Here is a 17,147-nt window from a genome sequence, read left to right as displayed (position 1 = left end):
CATGCGCAAAACCGTTTTATTTACCGTTTTCTGGCTTACTGTAGCCGCAATAATCTATTCCTGCCAAGATGCCAGCGAAATAGAAAAGGCCAAGTATATGTCCAACGGCAAGGATCTTTACAAAACCTACTGCCAAAACTGCCATGGCGAAAACGGCGAGGGTTTAGGCGAATTGGCTCCGCCACTGACCGATACGGTGTTTTTAAAGGATAACAAGGCTAAACTAGCCTGTATCATCAAAAACGGCACTAGCGAGCCTATTACCATCAACGGCAAAGCCTACCAAGGCAAAATGCCCGATTTTCCGAACCTCCACGATATCGATGTGGCACAGGTAATGGTTTACATCACCAATTCGTTTGGCAACAACCAAGGCATGTACGATTACCAAAAGGTTACCGCCGATCTGCAAAACTGTAAATAGAAATTTAAATCAAAAGGCTTTCGAATTTGAAGGCCTTTTGTCATTTTTCATGGTCTTCCGCATGATACCAATCAGGATTTGCCTTTACTGCGGCTTTGATAATGGCCGCTAATTCTTCTTTAGATGGAAGTATCGATTCGCCCAAGCTATCGCCTACACTGGTTACCTGAGGCGCTGTGGCTTTTGCCGGATCATGTGCCCTGGCCTTAAAATCAAATTCGGCTACATTAACCAATACCTTAAAAATAGCATAGGGCATTTTTAGATCTCCATATTTATTTTCTATGAGCTCGTGGCCTGGTCTATCTGCATTTTCATAATCCGTAAACTTATGGCTTCCGGCGTCATCCATCTTATCTGCTTCTTCAACAGGATCAGTGGTGTTGTGATAGGCCTCTCCGCCAATTGATTCGAGAATCGTATCGTCTCTTTCGCCTTCCTTGGTTTTCAGGTGCCCTTTGGGATCCATCACCGGCAATGCAGCCGCTACTTTTAAGGCATGAAGCAATTGGCCTTTATCGTATAAATGAGGTCTGATTACTTTTTCCCGTCCTTGATCGCTTTGGCGTTCTGCCCACATGTTCATCGGATGGTTAACAGAACTTAGTGCCAGCTCATTTCCTTTCAAGCCCCTCAGTCCTAGCTCGAGACTTGCGGAGGTTTTGATCGCGCCTTCAACATCTCCAGCAACCCGCGTTTCTTGATGAAGTCCCGTTGTATAAATATCTAATTTATGCCCATGTCCATATCCTTTCGCATCTTTATCCATCGAATTTCCCTTTGGAAAATAGTAAAAGCCTGGTCCGCTGTACTGGGTAGCGTCGTTGGCCCCTTGCTTTTGAAAATCTAAGCCTTGGGCTAACGATTCTACATTCTTAGCCGTGTTTGTGCCATGCTGCCCATCAAGCGTCAATGTCCTTTTCTTGTTCATGGCTGCATAGGTCGGATGAGCCTTCACGTGTTCCTGTGCTACTTCGTGCAGGTTTTTATCATCGCCGCCGCCTAAACGTATAACATAGCTATTGCCTTTGTCCTCCTTGATCTCTCCATACCAGGGTTTATTCCCGTTGGTTACTTCAACCATTGTTCCTACAGCAAGTCCTTTAACCCTTTGTACAACTGCGTTGCCCGAGCTGGGCCTATTATCAACCAAATAGGCTCCATTGGTGCTGTGTTGTGGCGAAACGGTATTGGATTGCGAAGCCAATTTGGCTTTTTCTGCGGCGAAACCTTCCATTGGGATGAGCGTTATGATATCATCATTAAATATAATGGTTATCTTTGCAAAAATGCAAACCATTCTATCGCCGTTCTGGTTAAACAGAAAGGAGGAAAGTCCGGGCAACATAGAGCATCTCGCTTCCTAACGGGAAGGAACTTGGGATTGAAGACCTGAGTGACGGAAAGTGCCACAGAAAATATACCGTCCCGATCTGATCGGGATAAGGGTGAAAACGTGAGGTAAGAGCTCACGAGCTCGCTAAGCGATTAGCGTTTTGGTAAACCCCGGGAGTTGAAAGACCAAATAGGCTAACGCACGTAGGGCTGCTCGCCCGATGTTAGTGGGTAGGTCGTTAGAGATAAATGGCAACATTTATACTAGATTAATGATAGAAACCCGATTTATCGGGGACAGAACCCGGCTTATCGGTTTGCATTTTTTATTTGACGATTAAATAAAAACAATATATTAGCGAAAAGTTAAAAAGAAGAACACACCCATGGCAAAATTGCTGATAATTGATGATGAGCGGGCGATAAGGAGTACCTTGCGCGAAATCTTGGAATACGAAAGCTACGACGTTGACGATATAGACAACGGCATAGACGGGCTGGAGCTTATCAAAAAGAACAACTACGACCTTGTTCTTTGCGACATCAAAATGAACAAAATGGACGGTATGGAAGTGCTCGAAAATGCGCTTGCCCTCAAACCAGACCTGCCGTTTATCATGATATCTGGCCACGGGACCGTAGAAACAGCCATTGAAGCCAGCAAAAAAGGCGCGTTCGACTTTGTTTCTAAACCACCTGACCTGAATAGGCTTTTAATTACCGTTCGCAATGCCTTAGACCGCGGTACTTTGGTTACCGAAACCAAGGTTTTAAAGCGAAAAGTAAGCAAAACCCGTCATATCCTTGGCGATTCTGAAAGCATCGGCCGCATCAAGGAAACCATCGACCGCGTGGCCCCTACCGAAGCCCGTGTACTGATTACCGGAGCCAACGGAAGCGGTAAAGAACTGGTAGCGAGATGGATTCATGAAAAATCGAACCGTGCAGAGAGCCCTTTAATTGAGGTAAACTGTGCGGCCATACCTTCAGAACTCATCGAAAGTGAGTTATTTGGCCACGAAAAGGGTTCGTTTACCTCTGCCGTTAAACAACGTATCGGCAAATTTGAACTGGCCAATGGTGGTACTTTGTTTTTGGATGAGATTGGCGATATGAGCCTTTCGGCACAAGCCAAGGTATTGCGCGCCCTGCAAGAACATAAAATTACCCGTGTGGGTGGCGAAAAAGAACTGGATGTAAACGTTCGCGTAATTGCAGCCACCAACAAAGATCTTTTAAAAGAGATTGAGGATGGCAATTTCAGGATGGACCTTTACCATCGCCTCAACGTCATCAACATCCACGTACCGCATTTAACAGAACGAACCGACGATATTCCGGTCATTGCACAACACTTTTTAGAAGAAATCTGCAACGATTACGGCATGCCGGTAAAGAAAATAAACGATGCCGCCATGAATGCACTTAAAGGCCTGCCATGGACCGGTAACGTACGTGAACTGCACAACATGATTGAGCGTTTGATCATCTTGAGCGACAAAGTCATCACTGAAAATGATGTAGTAGCTTTTGCCAACCCTACTGGCGGCACCAACATTGGCGCTGCAAACGGAAATGGACATGCCACGGCTACGCATGGAGGCTCGGCAATAGATTACGACAGGTTTTCGAATTTTCAGGATTATAAAGACCACGCCGAGAAAGAATTCATCAAGTTCAAACTGGAAAAAAACAACTGGAACGTTTCTAAAACCGCCGACGACATCGAAATTCAACGAAGTCACCTGTACAGCAAAATCGAAAAGTTCGGTTTAAAAAGAAGCGAATAATTAATCGGTAGTTCGAAGTCAAAAGTCAGTAGCCTTAAATTTAACACTACTGACTTTTTTATTTTGATAGCTTTAGCCCTAGATGTGGCTAACTCAAATAATCGGCCTGACGGCTCAACATGGCTCTGTATTTATTGAATATGGCGGTTTTTGAAACAAAGCCAACATATTCCTCCTGGCTGTCAACTACCGGCAAAATCCATACATTTTCGTTTTCCATCAGCTGGAGTACCTGCTTCAAATCGGCATCGATAGGTAATAATTGAGGCACAGGCTGTACCAATTCGTCGATGGCTAAGGTTTCGTCTATCGATTGTCCGACGGCTACCTTCAGAATATCTTCTACGTACAACAGGCCAAAGAGTTTTCCTTGTTCATCCACTACCGGAAACAGGTTGCGTTTCGATTGCAGCACCTCTCCCATTTTATCCTTGATCAAATCGCCCTGCTTTAACACCAGGTAATCCTTTTCTACCAGGTAGCGCAGCTTCATCATGTTCAGTACCGTAGTGTCTTTGTCTTCGTGGTGCGAAAGCTGGCCTTTATCGGCCAAAGGCTTGGTATAGATGGAATATTTGTTGGCACTGCGGTTAATGAGGTAGGCAATAGCCGTGGTAATCATTAAAGGCACCATCAGCACATAGCCTCCGGTAATTTCGGCAATCAGAAAGATACCCGTTAAAGGGGCGTGCATAATCGACCCCAGCGATGCAGCCATGCCGGCCACAATAAAATTGGCTGTATTTACATGAGCAATCCCTAAAGTATTGATACTAAAAGCCACACTAAAGCCAATCAGTCCGCCGATAATCAAACTCGGCGCAAAAATACCACCGTTACCGCCCGCGCCAAGCGTAACCAGCGTAGCCACCGACTTGGCAAACACGGTAATGACTGTAAAAAGCAGAATAACCGCCGGAAAAATGCTGTAATCGGCAAATATACTGTTGTTGATGACTGCCGTAGTATCGCCTTTTAACAGGTTCTTGATGGTGATATAGCCTTCGCCGTATAGAGTTGGAAACAGGAAAACCAAGGCGCCCAGCATCAATCCGCCAATAATTACCTTTTTGTAGGGATGTTTGATTTTATAGAAAAAGCCTTTGATGGCGTAATTAGCCTTGCCAAAATAAATGGAGAACAAGCCGATTAGGCCTGCCAAAACCACATAAAAGCCCAATGCGTTTACCTCCCAGCCTTCGGTTACCAGGTAAAACAATTGCTCGTTGTAAAAGAACCTGGCTACTACCGCTGCCGTGGCTGCCGACAAAAGCAAAGGTATGAAAGCCGGAATGGTAAATTCGGGCAACAGGATTTCTATGGCAAATACAATTCCCGCAATGGGACTGTTAAAAGCCCCAGCTATGGCCCCTGCTGCGCCACAAGCCAGCAAAAGCGTAATCTCGCGGTAAGAAAGGCCCAAAAAACGGCCCACTGCCGAGCCTATAGTCGAACCACTGGTTACGATAGGCGCTTCCAGTCCGGTTGAACCCCCAAAACCTACGGTTAAGGCGGCCGTAATAATTTGCGAATAGGAATTATGGAGCTCCAACTTGCTCGAATTTCTAGAAATGGTATACAGCAATGGCGTTAAACCGGTTTCGAACTTTCCTTTTCTGATAAAACGACGTACATAAGCCACCGAAAGAAAAATACCGATTAAAGGAAACAGCAGGTATAAATAGTATTTGTATTGCCAATGCAGGTCTGTTTGCAAAAACTTTTCGATATGATGGGTAATGGTTTTGAGCAGCGCTGCCGCCAAGCCGGCCAAAACGCCAACAATCAGGGCCGCAACAACCAGAAAATTCCGGTTGGAGATTTTACTTTTTCTATACTCATTAAGCCGGTTAACATTAGCTACAAATCCTGCATACATCAGACAAAGTTGATTTTGGGTGATCAAATAAATATAGAGCGCATGATGGGGCTACCTGCCGATAGCCTATTTTTACACGTACCTTTTACGCATCGAATTTATCGAGCAGCTTTAAAAGCGTGGCAAAATCTTTCGGATAAGCCGCTTCTACCGTAATATCCTGACCGTCTAAGCCTTTAAAGGTAATCTGCTTGGCATGGAGCGCAAAACGCTTCATAATAGGCTGTTCTTCTTCGTCTTTGGCCAAACGGTAGCCTTTTTTAATGTTCGATAGAAATACCGGTTTGCCACGGTACATGGCATCGCCACAAATGGCTGCACGCTGCGTAGCCAAGTGGATGCGTATCTGGTGCATCCGGCCGGTAACCGGCTTACATTCTACCAAAGTATAATGCTTATAGTATTTTAAAGAGTTGAAATAGGTTTCGGCGCGCTTGCCTTCCTGCCTATCGATGGTTACGTTTTTGTTGCCATCGTTTAAAATGGGCAAATCGACAAAAAGGTTGTCGAACTGAAACTGGCCATCTACTACGGCGTGATAGATCTTGTTTACCTTTCTGCGTTCAAACTGCATAGAAAGCGACCGGTAGGCTTCGGGGTGTTTGGCGATAACAATAGCCCCAGAAGTTTCCTTATCCAAGCGATGGCAAACCTGTGCATCGTCTGCGTATTGCTTGGCCATGCGCAAAATGTTGATTTTGCCAGGCGCACTGCGCTCGTCGAGCGAAGCAATAAACGGAGGTTTGTTTACAACGATATAGTCATCGTTTTCGAATAGGATCAGGTCTTTAAATGCAGGATATTTCACTCAGTAATTGAATATTTCTGCAAAAGTACGAATTTTATCCGTTCATTGGTTCATTCGTTGATGTTCCTGCCTACCGCAAACAGGCTTCCTTGTTTCTCTTCACAACGACAGAAAACAAAAAAGCCTCGACACCAAGGCCAAGGCTTTTCGCTATAAAATGCTTTATGGTTTAAGAAAGTTCGAATTTGTAGCCCACGCCTTTTACGGTAGCCACATAGTTTTCGCCCAATTTTTCTCTCAGTTTACGGATATGCACGTCGATGGTGCGGTTGGTTACCACCACCGAATCTTCCCAAATGTTTTTCAGAATGGCTTCGCGGGTATAGACCTTGCCCGGCTTAGAGGCCAAGAGGTACAGCAATTCGAATTCTTTTTTGGCCAAGATTACCTTTTCGCCATCTTTAAAAACCAAATAGGCTTCCCTATCGATTACCAAATCGCCAATTTCAACTTTGTTATCAGAAACCTCGTCGCCACTGGCATTTCTGCGCAATATGGCATTGATACGGCTCACCAAAGCTCTTGGTTTGATCGGCTTGGCAATATAATCGTCGGCACCTACATTAAAACCAGCAATTTCAGAATATTCTTCGCTTCTGGCGGTTAAGAACACCATAAAAGTATTCTTGAACTCCGGAATGGCCCGCATTAAACGGCAAGCCTCAATCCCGTCCATTTTAGGCATCATGATATCGAGGATAATCAAATCGGGATGCACTTTTTTAGCTACAGAAATGCCGTCTTGGCCGTTGCTTGCTAAAAATACCTGGTACCCTTCCTTCTTTAAATTATATTCGATCAGCTCTAAAATATCCGGCTCATCATCAACAATTAATATCTTTTGTTTGGCTGTACTCATCGTTTATTTTTTATTACGAAAGTAAGAATACAATTGTACTACAACGTTAAAGCGAAGTTAACAAATTGTTAATACATGTAATATTTTTAACATTGATTTAGGCTTAAGGTAAGGTTTTGTTTAAGAAAGCATCCAATTCTTCGCCTCTTAGGTTTCTCGCCACGATTTTGCCGTTAGGATCAAGCAAAAACGAACTCGGAATAGCTTCTACCTGGTACAATCTTACCGTTGAACCTTCAAAATCCTTTAATTCGCCGGCATGGTTCCAAGTCAGCCCGTCTTGTTTAATGGCCTGCTCCCAAGCGCTCTTGTCTTTATCGAGCGAAATGCCCAAAATGGTAAAGTTCCTGTCTTTGTATTTGTTGTAGGCCTTAACCACGTTTGGATTTTCGTTTCTGCATGGTCCGCACCACGATGCCCAGAAATCGAGCAATACATATTTTCCTTTAAAATCGGCCAAATGCACAGGCTTGCCATCTAATCCGTTAATGGTAAAATCAGGCGCTTGCTGCCCTACCTGTACGGCCTTGAGCTTGCTTACCTTTTCTACGAAGTTTTTAACTGCGCTGTTGTTCTTTTTCAGGTTTTCGTCTACCTTTTCGGCATAGGCAACCATCGAATCTTCGTTTCCGGTTGGATTGATCAGGCTGATGGCATAAAAACTAACCAGCGATTTGGTATTGTCTAAAGCAAACTTGACGATAGCTTTGTTCAAATCGTCAACCGCTTTCATGTATACCGGCGAAATCTGCGCTACCAGAGCCTCGCGTTCGGCCGGATTGGCAGCTACTTTTTTCTCAAAATCGGATTTAATAACCTCTATTTTGTCGCTATAGCTTGTTTTTAGCTTGTTAAATTCCATCAGCTTATCGGCATCTTCTGCGCCACTCATGGTATAATCGTGTTTTGGATTGCTCAAATCGGCCTTAAAATCAACTTTATCGCCGTTCTTGGCTACCAAAATATATTCGCTGGTACCGATGTTTACCCTAAAAAAGTTGGCTTCAGGCGATACGTTGCTGAATTTGAACTCTCCTTTTTCAGAAAGCGTGGTCGAGTCCAGCACCTTCATATTGTTGTCGCCCATGCCATAGAGAAATACTTTTTTCTCGGCACCCGGATTTTCTATCTTGCCATCAATTACAAACTTGGTGTTGTCTTTACAGGCGGTTAAGGCCAGGGCTAAACCCAAGACGTAGCTTAATTTCTTCATGTTATTTTAATTTTTCTATAATAAGGTCATTGATTTTCTTGGCATCCGCCTTTCCTTTGGCCAGTTTCATTACCTCGCCAACAAACAATCCTAAAACGCCTTTTTTACCGGTTTTGTATGCCTGTACCTGTGGCGCATACTTGGCCAGCACTTCTTCAATAAACTGGTTCAGCTCGTCGGTATTTTCTACGATCAGCAAATTGAGCTGTTCGGCAAGATTCGTTGCATCCTGATCTGGCTGCTTGGCCAAGGCCGGCAATAATTGTTGCAAGGCGTTTTGCTGACTGATTTTTTTGGCGTCAACCAGGTTGATTACCTGCGCCAGCTGTTGGGGCTTTACCTGATAATCGGCTATGCCAATCTCTTGTTCGCTTAGCAACGATCTGATAGCCCCAAGCAACCAATTGATTAAACTTTTGGGATTGCTTACTGTTTCCTTACCTTGTTCAAAATACTGCAGCAACTCGCTGTCTTCGGCCAGCATGTTTGCTTCGGCCTTATTCAGGCTAAGCTCGGCCATTAACTGTTTGGCTATTTCGTTGGGCAAGGCAGGCATATTGGCCTTGATTTCGTTGAGCCACTCGTCTGAAATAACTATTGGAGGCAAATCTGGGTCGGGAAAATAACGATAGTCGTTGGCCTCTTCCTTGGTCCGCATCGGCGAAGTAGTACCAGCATCTGCATCAAAATTCAAGGTGCTTTGCTTAATGGCTCCGCCGGCTTCCAGCACCTCCACCTGACGGCCAAACTCGAAATCCATGGCCCGGCGTACATTACGTATTGAATTGAGGTTTTTTACCTCACAACGTGTTCCAAAACTGTTTTCTCCTTTTTTACGGATAGAGATATTGGCATCGCAGCGCAGGGAACCTTCTTCCATATTGCCATCGCTCACGTTCAGGTGGCGCACCAGTTTTCTGATTTCTGTAAGCAAGGCCGCCGCTTCTTCGGCCGAACGTACATCGGGTTCGGTTACAATTTCAATCAGCGGTACACCTGCCCTGTTCAAATCCACATAAGAATACTGCGGATCTTGGTCGTGCAGGCTTTTTCCGGCGTCTTCTTCCAAGTGGATGCGGTTAATGCCAATGCGTTTTTCTTCGCCGTTGGCCAATACTACATCCAGATAGCCGTTTTTGCAAATCGGACTGTTATCTTGGGTAATCTGATAGCCTTTGGGCAAATCGGCATAGAAATAATTCTTGCGGTCGAAGAAATTGTATTGATTGATCTGGCAATTGAGCGCCAGACCTATCCTGATGGCTTTGGCCACTACTTCTTTGTTGAGCTTGGGCAAAGCGCCTGGCAAAGCCAATGAAACTGCCGAAATATGTTGGTTCGGACCGGCCCCAAAAACAGCACTATCTGAAGAAAAGATTTTAGATTGTGTATTTAACTGTACATGTATTTCCAATCCAGAAACCAATTCATAGCTTACACTTTCTGCGGCAGTTTTTGTACTCATTAATGGGCAATTTTCTGTTTAAATGGGCATTGAATGCTTGCCAAAGATAAATGAAAAATGTATCAATTTCATTGAAATAAGGTAATATTCTGGTTGTGGCACAGAATTGGATTTACGTTGGCACACGCAAAATCGAAAATTATGAAAAAGTTCATCCTAATCGCAGCAGTTGGCTTGGCCAGTGTCCTATACCAACCTGCAAAAGCACAAGTTAGCGTAAGCATCAACATTGGCGCACAGCCACAATGGGGCCCTCGAGGATACGATTATGTAGATTACTATTATCTGCCAGAAATCAACAGCTATTATTATGTACCCACCCGCCAGTTTGTTTACCTAGAGCGAAACAGATGGGTGCACAGAGCCTATTTGCCAAACAGGTACCGGAGCTATAACCTCTATAATGCCAGAAAAGTAGTGATCAACAGGCCACATCCTTATTTAGAACGTCGTGTTTATACAAACTATTCGAGGCCGGAGGCAAGACATTCGGCATTTGGCCGACCACAATACCGTAGCGTTAGGTACGAAAGACACGAACAAAGGTTCGACAAACACGACCGTGGCAAGCACAAAGGCAGCAAAGGCCACAGGGACTAATCTTTAAATAGCACAATCATGAAAAAGCTAATATTCTTACTCATGCTCGGAATTGCATCAGTAAGCACCAAGGCACAAATCAACGTAAACATCAATATCGGCTCGCAACCTTTATGGGGGCCAACAGGCTATGACTATGCCCAGTATTACTATCTGCCCGATATAGAAAGCTACTATTACGTACCAAAGCACCAATTCGTTTATTTGGATGGAGGCAGATGGATTTTCAGCGCCAACTTACCTGCCCGATACAACAACTACGATCTTTATAACGGCTACAAAGTAGTCATTAACAGAGACAGGCCTTATTTAAACTTCAACGATGACAGGGTTAAATATGTGAAGTACAAAAACTGGGGCGGTAGGCAAATGGTTATCAGAAACAGTGACGACAAAAGGTACTACGTTGTAAAGGGACATCCGCACGGCATGCCTCCAGGACAAGCCAAAAAAATGTATGGCAAAGGCAATGGAAACAACGGACATGGCAAAGGCCACGACAAAGACAAACATTAGCCTAAAATAACACTGAAAAGGGCTTCAATAATTTGAAGCCCTTTTTGTTTGGTTTCTCTTTCAGTTAAAACAGCTGCGAAGGCGACATCTTTAAAAACTCTTGCCATGGAATGCCACCGGCACCCACCAAATAGGTTTTATGGGGTAGGTACATCTTATTGAAGGCATCCATGCCCGATGTCCTGGTTACAAAGCCAGCGCTTTTCACTTCGATACCGACAATTCTGCCACGTTTTTCCAATACAAAATCGACCTCGTCATTTCTGTTTCTCCAATAGAATATCTTATATCCTTCTACCAAAGCCGAATTGAGCAGATGAGCACCAATAGCCGATTCTACAATCCTGCCCCATTCGGCGGGTTGCTGTCTTACCTCCTCAAAAAAGGCATTGTGTTGCGCACTGATCAGGGCGTTGTTATGCACTTGAAACTTAGGGCTTGAAGAACGCTTTCTGATGATATCAGCCGCGAATTTTTCAATGCCACCCAACAGGCCAGCTGTATCTAAAAGCTGTAAGTAATGAGATAACGTAGTGGTGTTGCCCGCATCGGCCAGTTGGCCCTGTATTTTGGTATAGGAGAGTATCTGGCCCGAGTACAAGCAACCCAATTCGAACAGGCGCTTCATTAATGCGGGTTTATCAACCCTGGTCAGCATTAGAATATCTTTAGAAATACTGGTTTCTATAAGCGCATCTGTCACGTATTTTTTCCAACGCTCTTCATCGCCAATTAAATGGGCCGAACCAGGATAGCCCCCAAACCAGGCATATTGTTCGGCGGTAAAACCAAAGGCTTTTTCCATTTCGGCAAAACTCCAGTGGCCCAAATAAGTAAGTTCGAATCTGCCCGCCAAAGATTCTGTTAGTCCTTGCTGAATAAGCAACCGAGAAGAGCCCAACAAAATAACCCTAATATCAAAGCCTAAACGTACATCTTCATCCCAAAGGCGCTTTACGATTTCGCTCCAATTGTTAATTTTCTGAATTTCGTCGATAACCAGTAGATATTCGGTCTGCGCTTCATCGCGCATCATTTGCCTAACACTGTTCCATAATTGCTCAATCCACACCTGATCAGAAGCCGGAACAGCATCAGCCGATTCAAAAAGATAAGGCATATTGATTTTTTCGACCAATTGGTTTACCAAGGTAGTTTTGCCAACCTGCCTAGGCCCAACAAGCACTTGTATAAACTTTTTTGGCTCATAAATCACCTTTATAACTTTCTGTAATTCAATACGTTCCATAGTATTTTACAATTTACTCAATATACTGAGTAAAATTACTCAATATATTGAGTAAATAAAAATAGCGTATAAAAAAAAGAGGCTTTCGCCTCTTTAAATAATCTTATAAAAATGTTTTGGCCTTAATTAATACCTGTTCCAATCCTTCGGCATTTTTACCGCCTGCGGTAGCATAAAATGGCTGTCCGCCCCCGCCACCTTGAATTTCCTTGCCCAACTCGCGTACAATTTTTGCCGCGTTCAGTTGTTCGCTTACGGTATCTTCCGAAATCATTACGGTAATACCCGGCTTGGCATCAATCAGTGTAGTTAATACCAGGTAAAGATGTGGCACCATGGCCTTCACCTCAAAAGCCAGATTTTTTACGGCTTCGGCGTTAGGCAAATCAACGTGCACGGCAATGAAATTAACGCCATTGATATTTTCGGCTTTGGCTGCAATGTCTTGTTTCATATCGCCAGCTTTGGCCAAAATGCTTTTCTCAACTTCTTTTTTCAGCTTGGCATTTTCCTCCATCAAGGCCTGCACCGCAGCACTCATACTCTGATTGCCCTTTAAAAGCCCTTTTAACTGATTAATTTCCTTGCTTTGGTTAACGATAAACTCTTCGGCTTTGGCCGCTGTAATGGCTTCGATACGACGAACTCCAGCAGCTACAGCACTTTCTGAAACAATCTTGAAATAACCGATCTGTCCGGTGGCCTTTACGTGCGTACCGCCGCAAAGCTCTTTCGAGAAATGATCGTCAAATGTAATCATCCGTACAAAATCGCCGTATTTTTCGCCAAACAGCGCTGTTACACCCGAATTAATGGCTTCGTCGTAAGGTACGTTCCTTTGCTCTTTAAGCACGATGTTTTCCCTGATCTTTCCGTTTACGATATGCTCTATGGCCTGCAAATCTTCGTCACTGATTTTGGCGAAATGCGAAAAATCGAAACGCAGGTAATCGGCATTAACCAAACTTCCTTTCTGGTTTACATGCGTACCCAATACTTTTTTAAGCGCGGCATGTAGCAAATGTGTAGCCGAGTGGTTATCTTCTGTTAAAGCGCGTTTGTCTTCGTCAATTACTGCCCAAAATTTGCCTTCTACATCGGTTGGCAGGGTATCGGCGTAGTGCACAACAATGCCGTTTTCTTTTTTGGTATCGGTAATGGCTACCGAAAACAGGCGACTGTGGTCTTCTAAACGGCCGGTATCGCCTACCTGACCACCGCTTTCGGCATAAAAAGGGGTTTGGCGCAATACAATTTGATATTGTTCCTTGCCTTTGGCATTGATCTTTCTGTATTTTAAGATTTCTGTTTCGGCCTCAAAGTCGTCGTAGCCTACAAATTCGGTATCGTTGCCTTCATTCACAATTACCCAATCTTCGGTATCGATAGCGGTTGCGGCGCGCGAACGGTTCTTTTGTTCTTCTAAGGCCTTGTTGAAACCTTCCATATCAACCGACCAGCCTTTTTCTCTGGCCATCAGCTCGGTAAGGTCTATCGGAAAACCAAAGGTATCATATAATTCGAAGGCAAAATTGCCATCAATAGCATCTTTAGTTTCGTAACGTTCAAAGCGTTGAATGCCTGTAGCTAAAGTTCTCAAAAAGGAAACTTCCTCTTCTAAAACCACTTTTTGCACAAAGTCTTTTTGCAGGTAAAGCTCGTCAAAAACACCCTTAAACTGCTCGGCCAATACAGGTACCAATTGGTTCAGGAAAGGCTCTTTCAGGTTGAGGAAAGTATAGGCATAACGCACGGCCCTGCGCAAAATACGACGGATCACGTAGCCTGCCTTGTTGTTTGACGGCAATTGACCATCGGCAATAACAAAAGAAATGGCACGAATGTGGTCGGCCATTACGCGCATGGCGATATCGGTTTGTTCGGCATGGCCATAGGCGATTCCGCATTTATCGGCCACAAACTGGATCAATGGCTGGAAAACATCGGTATCGTAGTTTGACGATTTGCCTTGCAACACACGCACCAAACGCTCAAAACCCATCCCGGTATCCACATGCTGTGCCGGAAGCGGCTTTAACGAACCGTCTTTCAAGCGGTTAAACTGCATAAATACATTGTTCCAGATTTCGATAACCTGTGGATGATCGGCATTAACGAGATCCTTGCCCTTGCCATCCTTACGTTCTTCGGCACTGCGGCAATCCACATGGATTTCCGAGCAGGGTCCACAAGGTCCGGTATCGCCCATTTCCCAGAAATTATCTTTCTTGTTGCCTAAAATAATGCGGTCTTCGGGTACATATTGCTTCCAAAGCTCATAGGCTTCAGTATCGCGTGGCAGGCCTTCCTTCTCGTCGCCTTCAAAAATTGAAACGTATAATTGGTCTTTCGGAATTTTGTAGACTTCGGTTAGCAATTTCCAGCTCCAGGCAATGGCTTCTTTCTTGAAATAATCGCCAAAGCTCCAGTTGCCCAGCATTTCGAACATGGTGTGGTGATAGGTATCGATACCCACCTCCTCTAAGTCGTTGTGCTTGCCCGAAACGCGCAAACAGCGTTGGGTATCGGCAACACGCGGATATTTGATGGCAGCCTCGCCCAAAAACAAATCTTTAAACTGGTTCATGCCGGCATTGGTAAACATGAGGGTTGGATCGTTTTTAACCACTATGGGCGCCGAAGGAACAATATGATGTTGTTTGCTTTTGAAAAAACTCAGATAGGTTTGTCTTATTTCTTTTGCTGTCATCTCGTGTAGAAAATTTAGGAGAACAAAATTAAAATTTTATTGCGGTATTCTACTAAAATCCCTTTACATTTGAATACTTCAAATAAAAGCCACAAATTACTCATTATCAGTTTAGAACATGCCGTACAAAGAGAGAGAAATCAATAAAATGTATTATACCATGGGCGAGGTTACCGAAATGTTTGGCGTAAATGCTTCGCAAATCAGGTTCTACGAAAAGGAATTCGACGTACTGCAGCCCAAGAAAAACAAGAAGGGAAATCGGCTTTTTACACCTGAAGACATCGAGAACCTGAAAATCATCTTCCACTTGGTAGACGAAAAGGGCTTTACCCTAAAAGGGGCCAAAGAACACCTGAAAAACAACAGCAGCGACGTGAAGGAAAACCAGAAGGTAATCGCTTCTTTAGAGCGCCTGAAAGATTTTTTGCTTAAATTGAACGAAGAAATCTAATCGCTCGTATGCTCAGGCTCTTTTTGTTTTTTGCAACTGTATTATGCGTTTCGTGCCATTCGAATGCCCAAAACGACCAAAGGGCCAAGGTTTTATTTGCCGATACCTCGTCGACCTTTGCCAAGCAACAAAACATTGTGGTTACGCAAGGCGATTTAGACGATTATTTGGCCTATAAAAAAATAACCGGCGATACGGCTGGCCAAACCAAAAACTACCTCAAAATACTCTTCTCTGTGAAGTCGATATTAAAATGGGGAATGAAAAGCGACTACAACAAAGCCGTTGCCCTTGCAGAAGAAAACTTTAGGCGCCGTAATCTGGTGAATAAAGTACTGGTTATCAAAAGCGAGCGAAAAATGTACTTGCTCAAAGACGGCAAAACCGTAAAAACCTTCCCCGTTGCACTTGGGCCTAATCCGGTAGGCCAAAAAGAATATGAAGGCGATGGCCGTACGCCCGAAGGAACCTACACACTGGACTGGCAAAGATGGAACAGTTCTACCTTTCATTCTTTCCATATTTCCTACCCCAATAAAATCGATTCGGCAAGAGCCAAAGCAAAGGGCCTAACACCGGGCAGCAACATTATGGTGCATGGCACTTCTAAAGGCGTGAAAAAGAAAAAAGACTGGACCAATGGCTGCGTAGCCTTAAGTAATGCCGACATGACCCAATTTAGGGAATTGGTTTACCAAGATACTCCTATAGAAATCAAGAAATAATTATTTTACGGCTTCGTTAATCAATTGCCTTAGGGTTTCGTACTGTGCTTGCCTTCCTTTATTTTTCAGGTTATAAGTCATTAAAACAGCTATATAGCCGTGCTCTTTCTCCAATAAGGGAAAACCGCCAAACAAACCCGGACTGCTTACATAAGGGCTCAAATTGGCCAAGATAGAGCTTTTGGTTACCCACTCGCCGTAGCCATAGCCCAAACCACTACCCGCTTCTGCAGGGGTATAAGCTACTTTTACATCGGCAGTTATGCGGTTTACCTGCATCTGGGCAACGCTGGCTTCGCTTAAGATCCTTTTGCCCTTGTACAGTCCTTTATTCTGGATCATGGTTAAAAAGCTAACATAATCTTCGGCGGTACTGCTAGCACCACCTGCGGGCAAAACCACCTTCTTCTGGCCAAAACTTGTATTCTTCATGCCTAAAGGTTGGGCAATTCGTTCCTGAAATAGGGTTTCGAAGCTCTTGCCACTTATTTTTTCCAGCACTGCTCCTGCTATTTGCAAGCCAACATTGCTGTAATGAAATACTTTTCCGGGTTCGCCCTCCATGGGCAAAGCTGCGATAAAAGCAATCGTTTCGTCCATGTTGTTGGCTTTTCTCATGTCTGCAAGGTCATCTCTCAGAGCGGCAGCTTTAATACCCGTTAGGTGCGAAAGGCATTGGCTAATGGTAATCTTTCCTTTTCCATTTTGGCTTAACACCGGCAAAAACCGGCCTACCGTATCGCTTAGCTTCAGCTTGCCTTCGTCAACAAAAGTCATCACCAAGGCCGCGCTCAGCCATTTGCTGCAACTGGCAATGGATAAAACCGTTGTAGCTGTATAATTGTCCAAACTCACTGCTTTCTGTTGTTGCCTGGCCAAAAGACGAGCGCCTATTTTTTGCCTGGCATTAGGTTGGTTAACCGAATTGGCATAAACTGTTTTTCCGTCTTTGTAAATCGTCAGAAAGGCACGCCCACTGAAATTATCGGCATTGGCCGAGAGCCAGGCATCGACTTTACTGAAGTTATATTGGGCTTTGCTTTGCAGCACACCAAGGCAAAACAGGCAGAGCAGGGAAATTTTAAGCGTTTTCATACCTTTAAAGATGCCAAAATTTAGA

Annotated in this window: 15 protein-coding genes and 1 other RNA gene; 7 read left to right on the top strand and 9 right to left on the bottom strand. The window is 44.2% G+C overall.

What is annotated here, in order from left to right; all coding sequences use genetic code 11:
• Position 1 precedes the first annotated feature (1 nt).
• Entirely contained in the window at positions 2-424 is a 423-nt protein-coding gene (locus VRU48_RS02730) for a c-type cytochrome (RefSeq protein ID WP_330106388.1), read from the top strand.
• Positions 425-464: 40 nt separating this feature from the next.
• On the opposite strand, the gene VRU48_RS02725 is transcribed toward VRU48_RS02730, so the two are convergent.
• Positions 465-1,661, bottom strand: coding sequence for a hypothetical protein (locus VRU48_RS02725; protein ID WP_330106387.1), 1,197 nt, complete (start codon positions 1,659-1,661; stop codon positions 465-467).
• Between the two features lie 51 nt (positions 1,662-1,712).
• Between VRU48_RS02725 and rnpB the strand changes: the two genes are divergently transcribed.
• Together rnpB and VRU48_RS02715 are read left to right on the top strand one after the other, a co-directional pair.
• Positions 1,713-2,087: RNase P RNA component class A (gene rnpB, locus VRU48_RS02720), an RNA gene on the top strand.
• A gap of 58 nt (positions 2,088-2,145) precedes the next feature.
• The gene (locus VRU48_RS02715) at positions 2,146-3,549 is read left to right on the top strand and encodes a sigma-54-dependent transcriptional regulator (RefSeq protein WP_330106386.1); all 1,404 of its coding nucleotides are present in this window, start codon (positions 2,146-2,148) and stop codon (positions 3,547-3,549) included.
• An 88-nt stretch (positions 3,550-3,637) separates the two neighbouring features.
• Here the strand turns inward: VRU48_RS02715 and VRU48_RS02710 are convergent, their stop codons facing one another.
• The 5 genes from VRU48_RS02710 to gatB form a co-directional block, all read right to left on the bottom strand.
• Positions 3,638-5,428: a chloride channel protein gene (locus VRU48_RS02710; RefSeq protein ID WP_330106385.1), complete on the bottom strand. Its 1,791-nt coding sequence runs from the start codon at positions 5,426-5,428 to the stop codon at positions 3,638-3,640.
• A gap of 85 nt (positions 5,429-5,513) precedes the next feature.
• Entirely contained in the window at positions 5,514-6,236 is a 723-nt protein-coding gene (locus tag VRU48_RS02705; protein WP_330106384.1) for an RluA family pseudouridine synthase, read from the bottom strand.
• A gap of 169 nt (positions 6,237-6,405) precedes the next feature.
• Entirely contained in the window at positions 6,406-7,095 is a 690-nt protein-coding gene (locus VRU48_RS02700; protein WP_199139343.1) for a response regulator transcription factor, read from the bottom strand.
• A 103-nt stretch (positions 7,096-7,198) separates the two neighbouring features.
• Positions 7,199-8,308 carry a TlpA disulfide reductase family protein gene (locus VRU48_RS02695; RefSeq protein ID WP_330106383.1) on the bottom strand — a complete coding sequence of 370 codons (1,110 nt, stop codon included), beginning with the start codon at positions 8,306-8,308 and terminating at the stop codon, positions 7,199-7,201.
• Between the two features lies 1 nt (position 8,309).
• On the bottom strand, positions 8,310-9,773 hold the full coding sequence (gene gatB, locus VRU48_RS02690) for an Asp-tRNA(Asn)/Glu-tRNA(Gln) amidotransferase subunit GatB (RefSeq protein WP_330106382.1): 1,464 nt from the start codon (positions 9,771-9,773) through the stop codon (positions 8,310-8,312).
• Between the two features lie 141 nt (positions 9,774-9,914).
• On the opposite strand from gatB, the gene VRU48_RS02685 reads away from it, so the two are divergent.
• Both VRU48_RS02685 and VRU48_RS02680 read left to right on the top strand, forming a co-directional pair.
• Positions 9,915-10,373 (top strand): hypothetical protein, encoded by a 459-nt coding sequence (locus VRU48_RS02685; RefSeq protein WP_330106381.1) that lies wholly within the window; start codon positions 9,915-9,917, stop codon positions 10,371-10,373.
• Positions 10,374-10,391: 18 nt separating this feature from the next.
• Complete coding sequence (locus VRU48_RS02680) at positions 10,392-10,889, top strand: hypothetical protein (RefSeq protein ID WP_330106380.1); 498 nt, start codon at positions 10,392-10,394, stop codon at positions 10,887-10,889.
• A gap of 64 nt (positions 10,890-10,953) precedes the next feature.
• Here VRU48_RS02680 and VRU48_RS02675 read toward each other — a convergent pair whose 3' ends face one another.
• Both VRU48_RS02675 and alaS read right to left on the bottom strand, forming a co-directional pair.
• Positions 10,954-12,138: an ATP-binding protein gene (locus tag VRU48_RS02675; RefSeq protein WP_330106379.1), complete on the bottom strand. Its 1,185-nt coding sequence runs from the start codon at positions 12,136-12,138 to the stop codon at positions 10,954-10,956.
• Between the two features lie 103 nt (positions 12,139-12,241).
• The gene (gene alaS, locus VRU48_RS02670; RefSeq protein WP_330106378.1) at positions 12,242-14,848 is read right to left on the bottom strand and encodes an alanine--tRNA ligase; all 2,607 of its coding nucleotides are present in this window, start codon (positions 14,846-14,848) and stop codon (positions 12,242-12,244) included.
• Positions 14,849-14,966: 118 nt separating this feature from the next.
• Between alaS and VRU48_RS02665 the strand changes: the two genes are divergently transcribed.
• Both VRU48_RS02665 and VRU48_RS02660 read left to right on the top strand, forming a co-directional pair.
• Positions 14,967-15,302, top strand: coding sequence for a MerR family transcriptional regulator (locus VRU48_RS02665; RefSeq protein ID WP_199139355.1), 336 nt, complete (start codon positions 14,967-14,969; stop codon positions 15,300-15,302).
• 8 nt (positions 15,303-15,310) lie between these two features.
• Entirely contained in the window at positions 15,311-16,027 is a 717-nt protein-coding gene (locus VRU48_RS02660) for a L,D-transpeptidase family protein (RefSeq protein WP_330106377.1), read from the top strand.
• Here VRU48_RS02660 and VRU48_RS02655 read toward each other — a convergent pair whose 3' ends face one another.
• A complete protein-coding gene (locus tag VRU48_RS02655; protein WP_330106376.1) occupies positions 16,028-17,122 on the bottom strand; it encodes a serine hydrolase domain-containing protein in 1,095 nt (364 codons plus the stop codon).
• Between the last annotated feature and the right edge of the window lie 25 nt (positions 17,123-17,147).

The organism is Pedobacter albus (assembly GCF_036324255.1).
Classification (GTDB): domain Bacteria; phylum Bacteroidota; class Bacteroidia; order Sphingobacteriales; family Sphingobacteriaceae; genus Pedobacter; species Pedobacter albus.
The sequence above is the reverse complement of the archived record's forward strand: the minus strand, read 5'-3'. Positions and strand labels throughout refer to the sequence as shown.

What these genes read in the sequence shown, in the direction of transcription:
- VRU48_RS02730 (WP_330106388.1), top strand. Translation starts at nt 2, where the DNA reads ATGCGCAAAACCGTTTTATTTACCGTTTTCTGGCTTACTGTAGCCGCA.
- VRU48_RS02725 (WP_330106387.1), bottom strand. Translation starts at nt 1,661, where the DNA reads ATGGAAGGTTTCGCCGCAGAAAAAGCCAAATTGGCTTCGCAATCCAAT.
- VRU48_RS02715 (WP_330106386.1), top strand. Translation starts at nt 2,146, where the DNA reads ATGGCAAAATTGCTGATAATTGATGATGAGCGGGCGATAAGGAGTACC.
- VRU48_RS02710 (WP_330106385.1), bottom strand. Translation starts at nt 5,428, where the DNA reads ATGTATGCAGGATTTGTAGCTAATGTTAACCGGCTTAATGAGTATAGA.
- VRU48_RS02700 (WP_199139343.1), bottom strand. Translation starts at nt 7,095, where the DNA reads ATGAGTACAGCCAAACAAAAGATATTAATTGTTGATGATGAGCCGGAT.
- VRU48_RS02695 (WP_330106383.1), bottom strand. Translation starts at nt 8,308, where the DNA reads ATGAAGAAATTAAGCTACGTCTTGGGTTTAGCCCTGGCCTTAACCGCC.
- gatB (WP_330106382.1), bottom strand. Translation starts at nt 9,773, where the DNA reads ATGAGTACAAAAACTGCCGCAGAAAGTGTAAGCTATGAATTGGTTTCT.
- VRU48_RS02685 (WP_330106381.1), top strand. Translation starts at nt 9,915, where the DNA reads ATGAAAAAGTTCATCCTAATCGCAGCAGTTGGCTTGGCCAGTGTCCTA.
- VRU48_RS02680 (WP_330106380.1), top strand. Translation starts at nt 10,392, where the DNA reads ATGAAAAAGCTAATATTCTTACTCATGCTCGGAATTGCATCAGTAAGC.
- VRU48_RS02675 (WP_330106379.1), bottom strand. Translation starts at nt 12,138, where the DNA reads ATGGAACGTATTGAATTACAGAAAGTTATAAAGGTGATTTATGAGCCA.
- alaS (WP_330106378.1), bottom strand. Translation starts at nt 14,848, where the DNA reads ATGACAGCAAAAGAAATAAGACAAACCTATCTGAGTTTTTTCAAAAGC.
- VRU48_RS02665 (WP_199139355.1), top strand. Translation starts at nt 14,967, where the DNA reads ATGCCGTACAAAGAGAGAGAAATCAATAAAATGTATTATACCATGGGC.
- VRU48_RS02660 (WP_330106377.1), top strand. Translation starts at nt 15,311, where the DNA reads ATGCTCAGGCTCTTTTTGTTTTTTGCAACTGTATTATGCGTTTCGTGC.
- VRU48_RS02655 (WP_330106376.1), bottom strand. Translation starts at nt 17,122, where the DNA reads ATGAAAACGCTTAAAATTTCCCTGCTCTGCCTGTTTTGCCTTGGTGTG.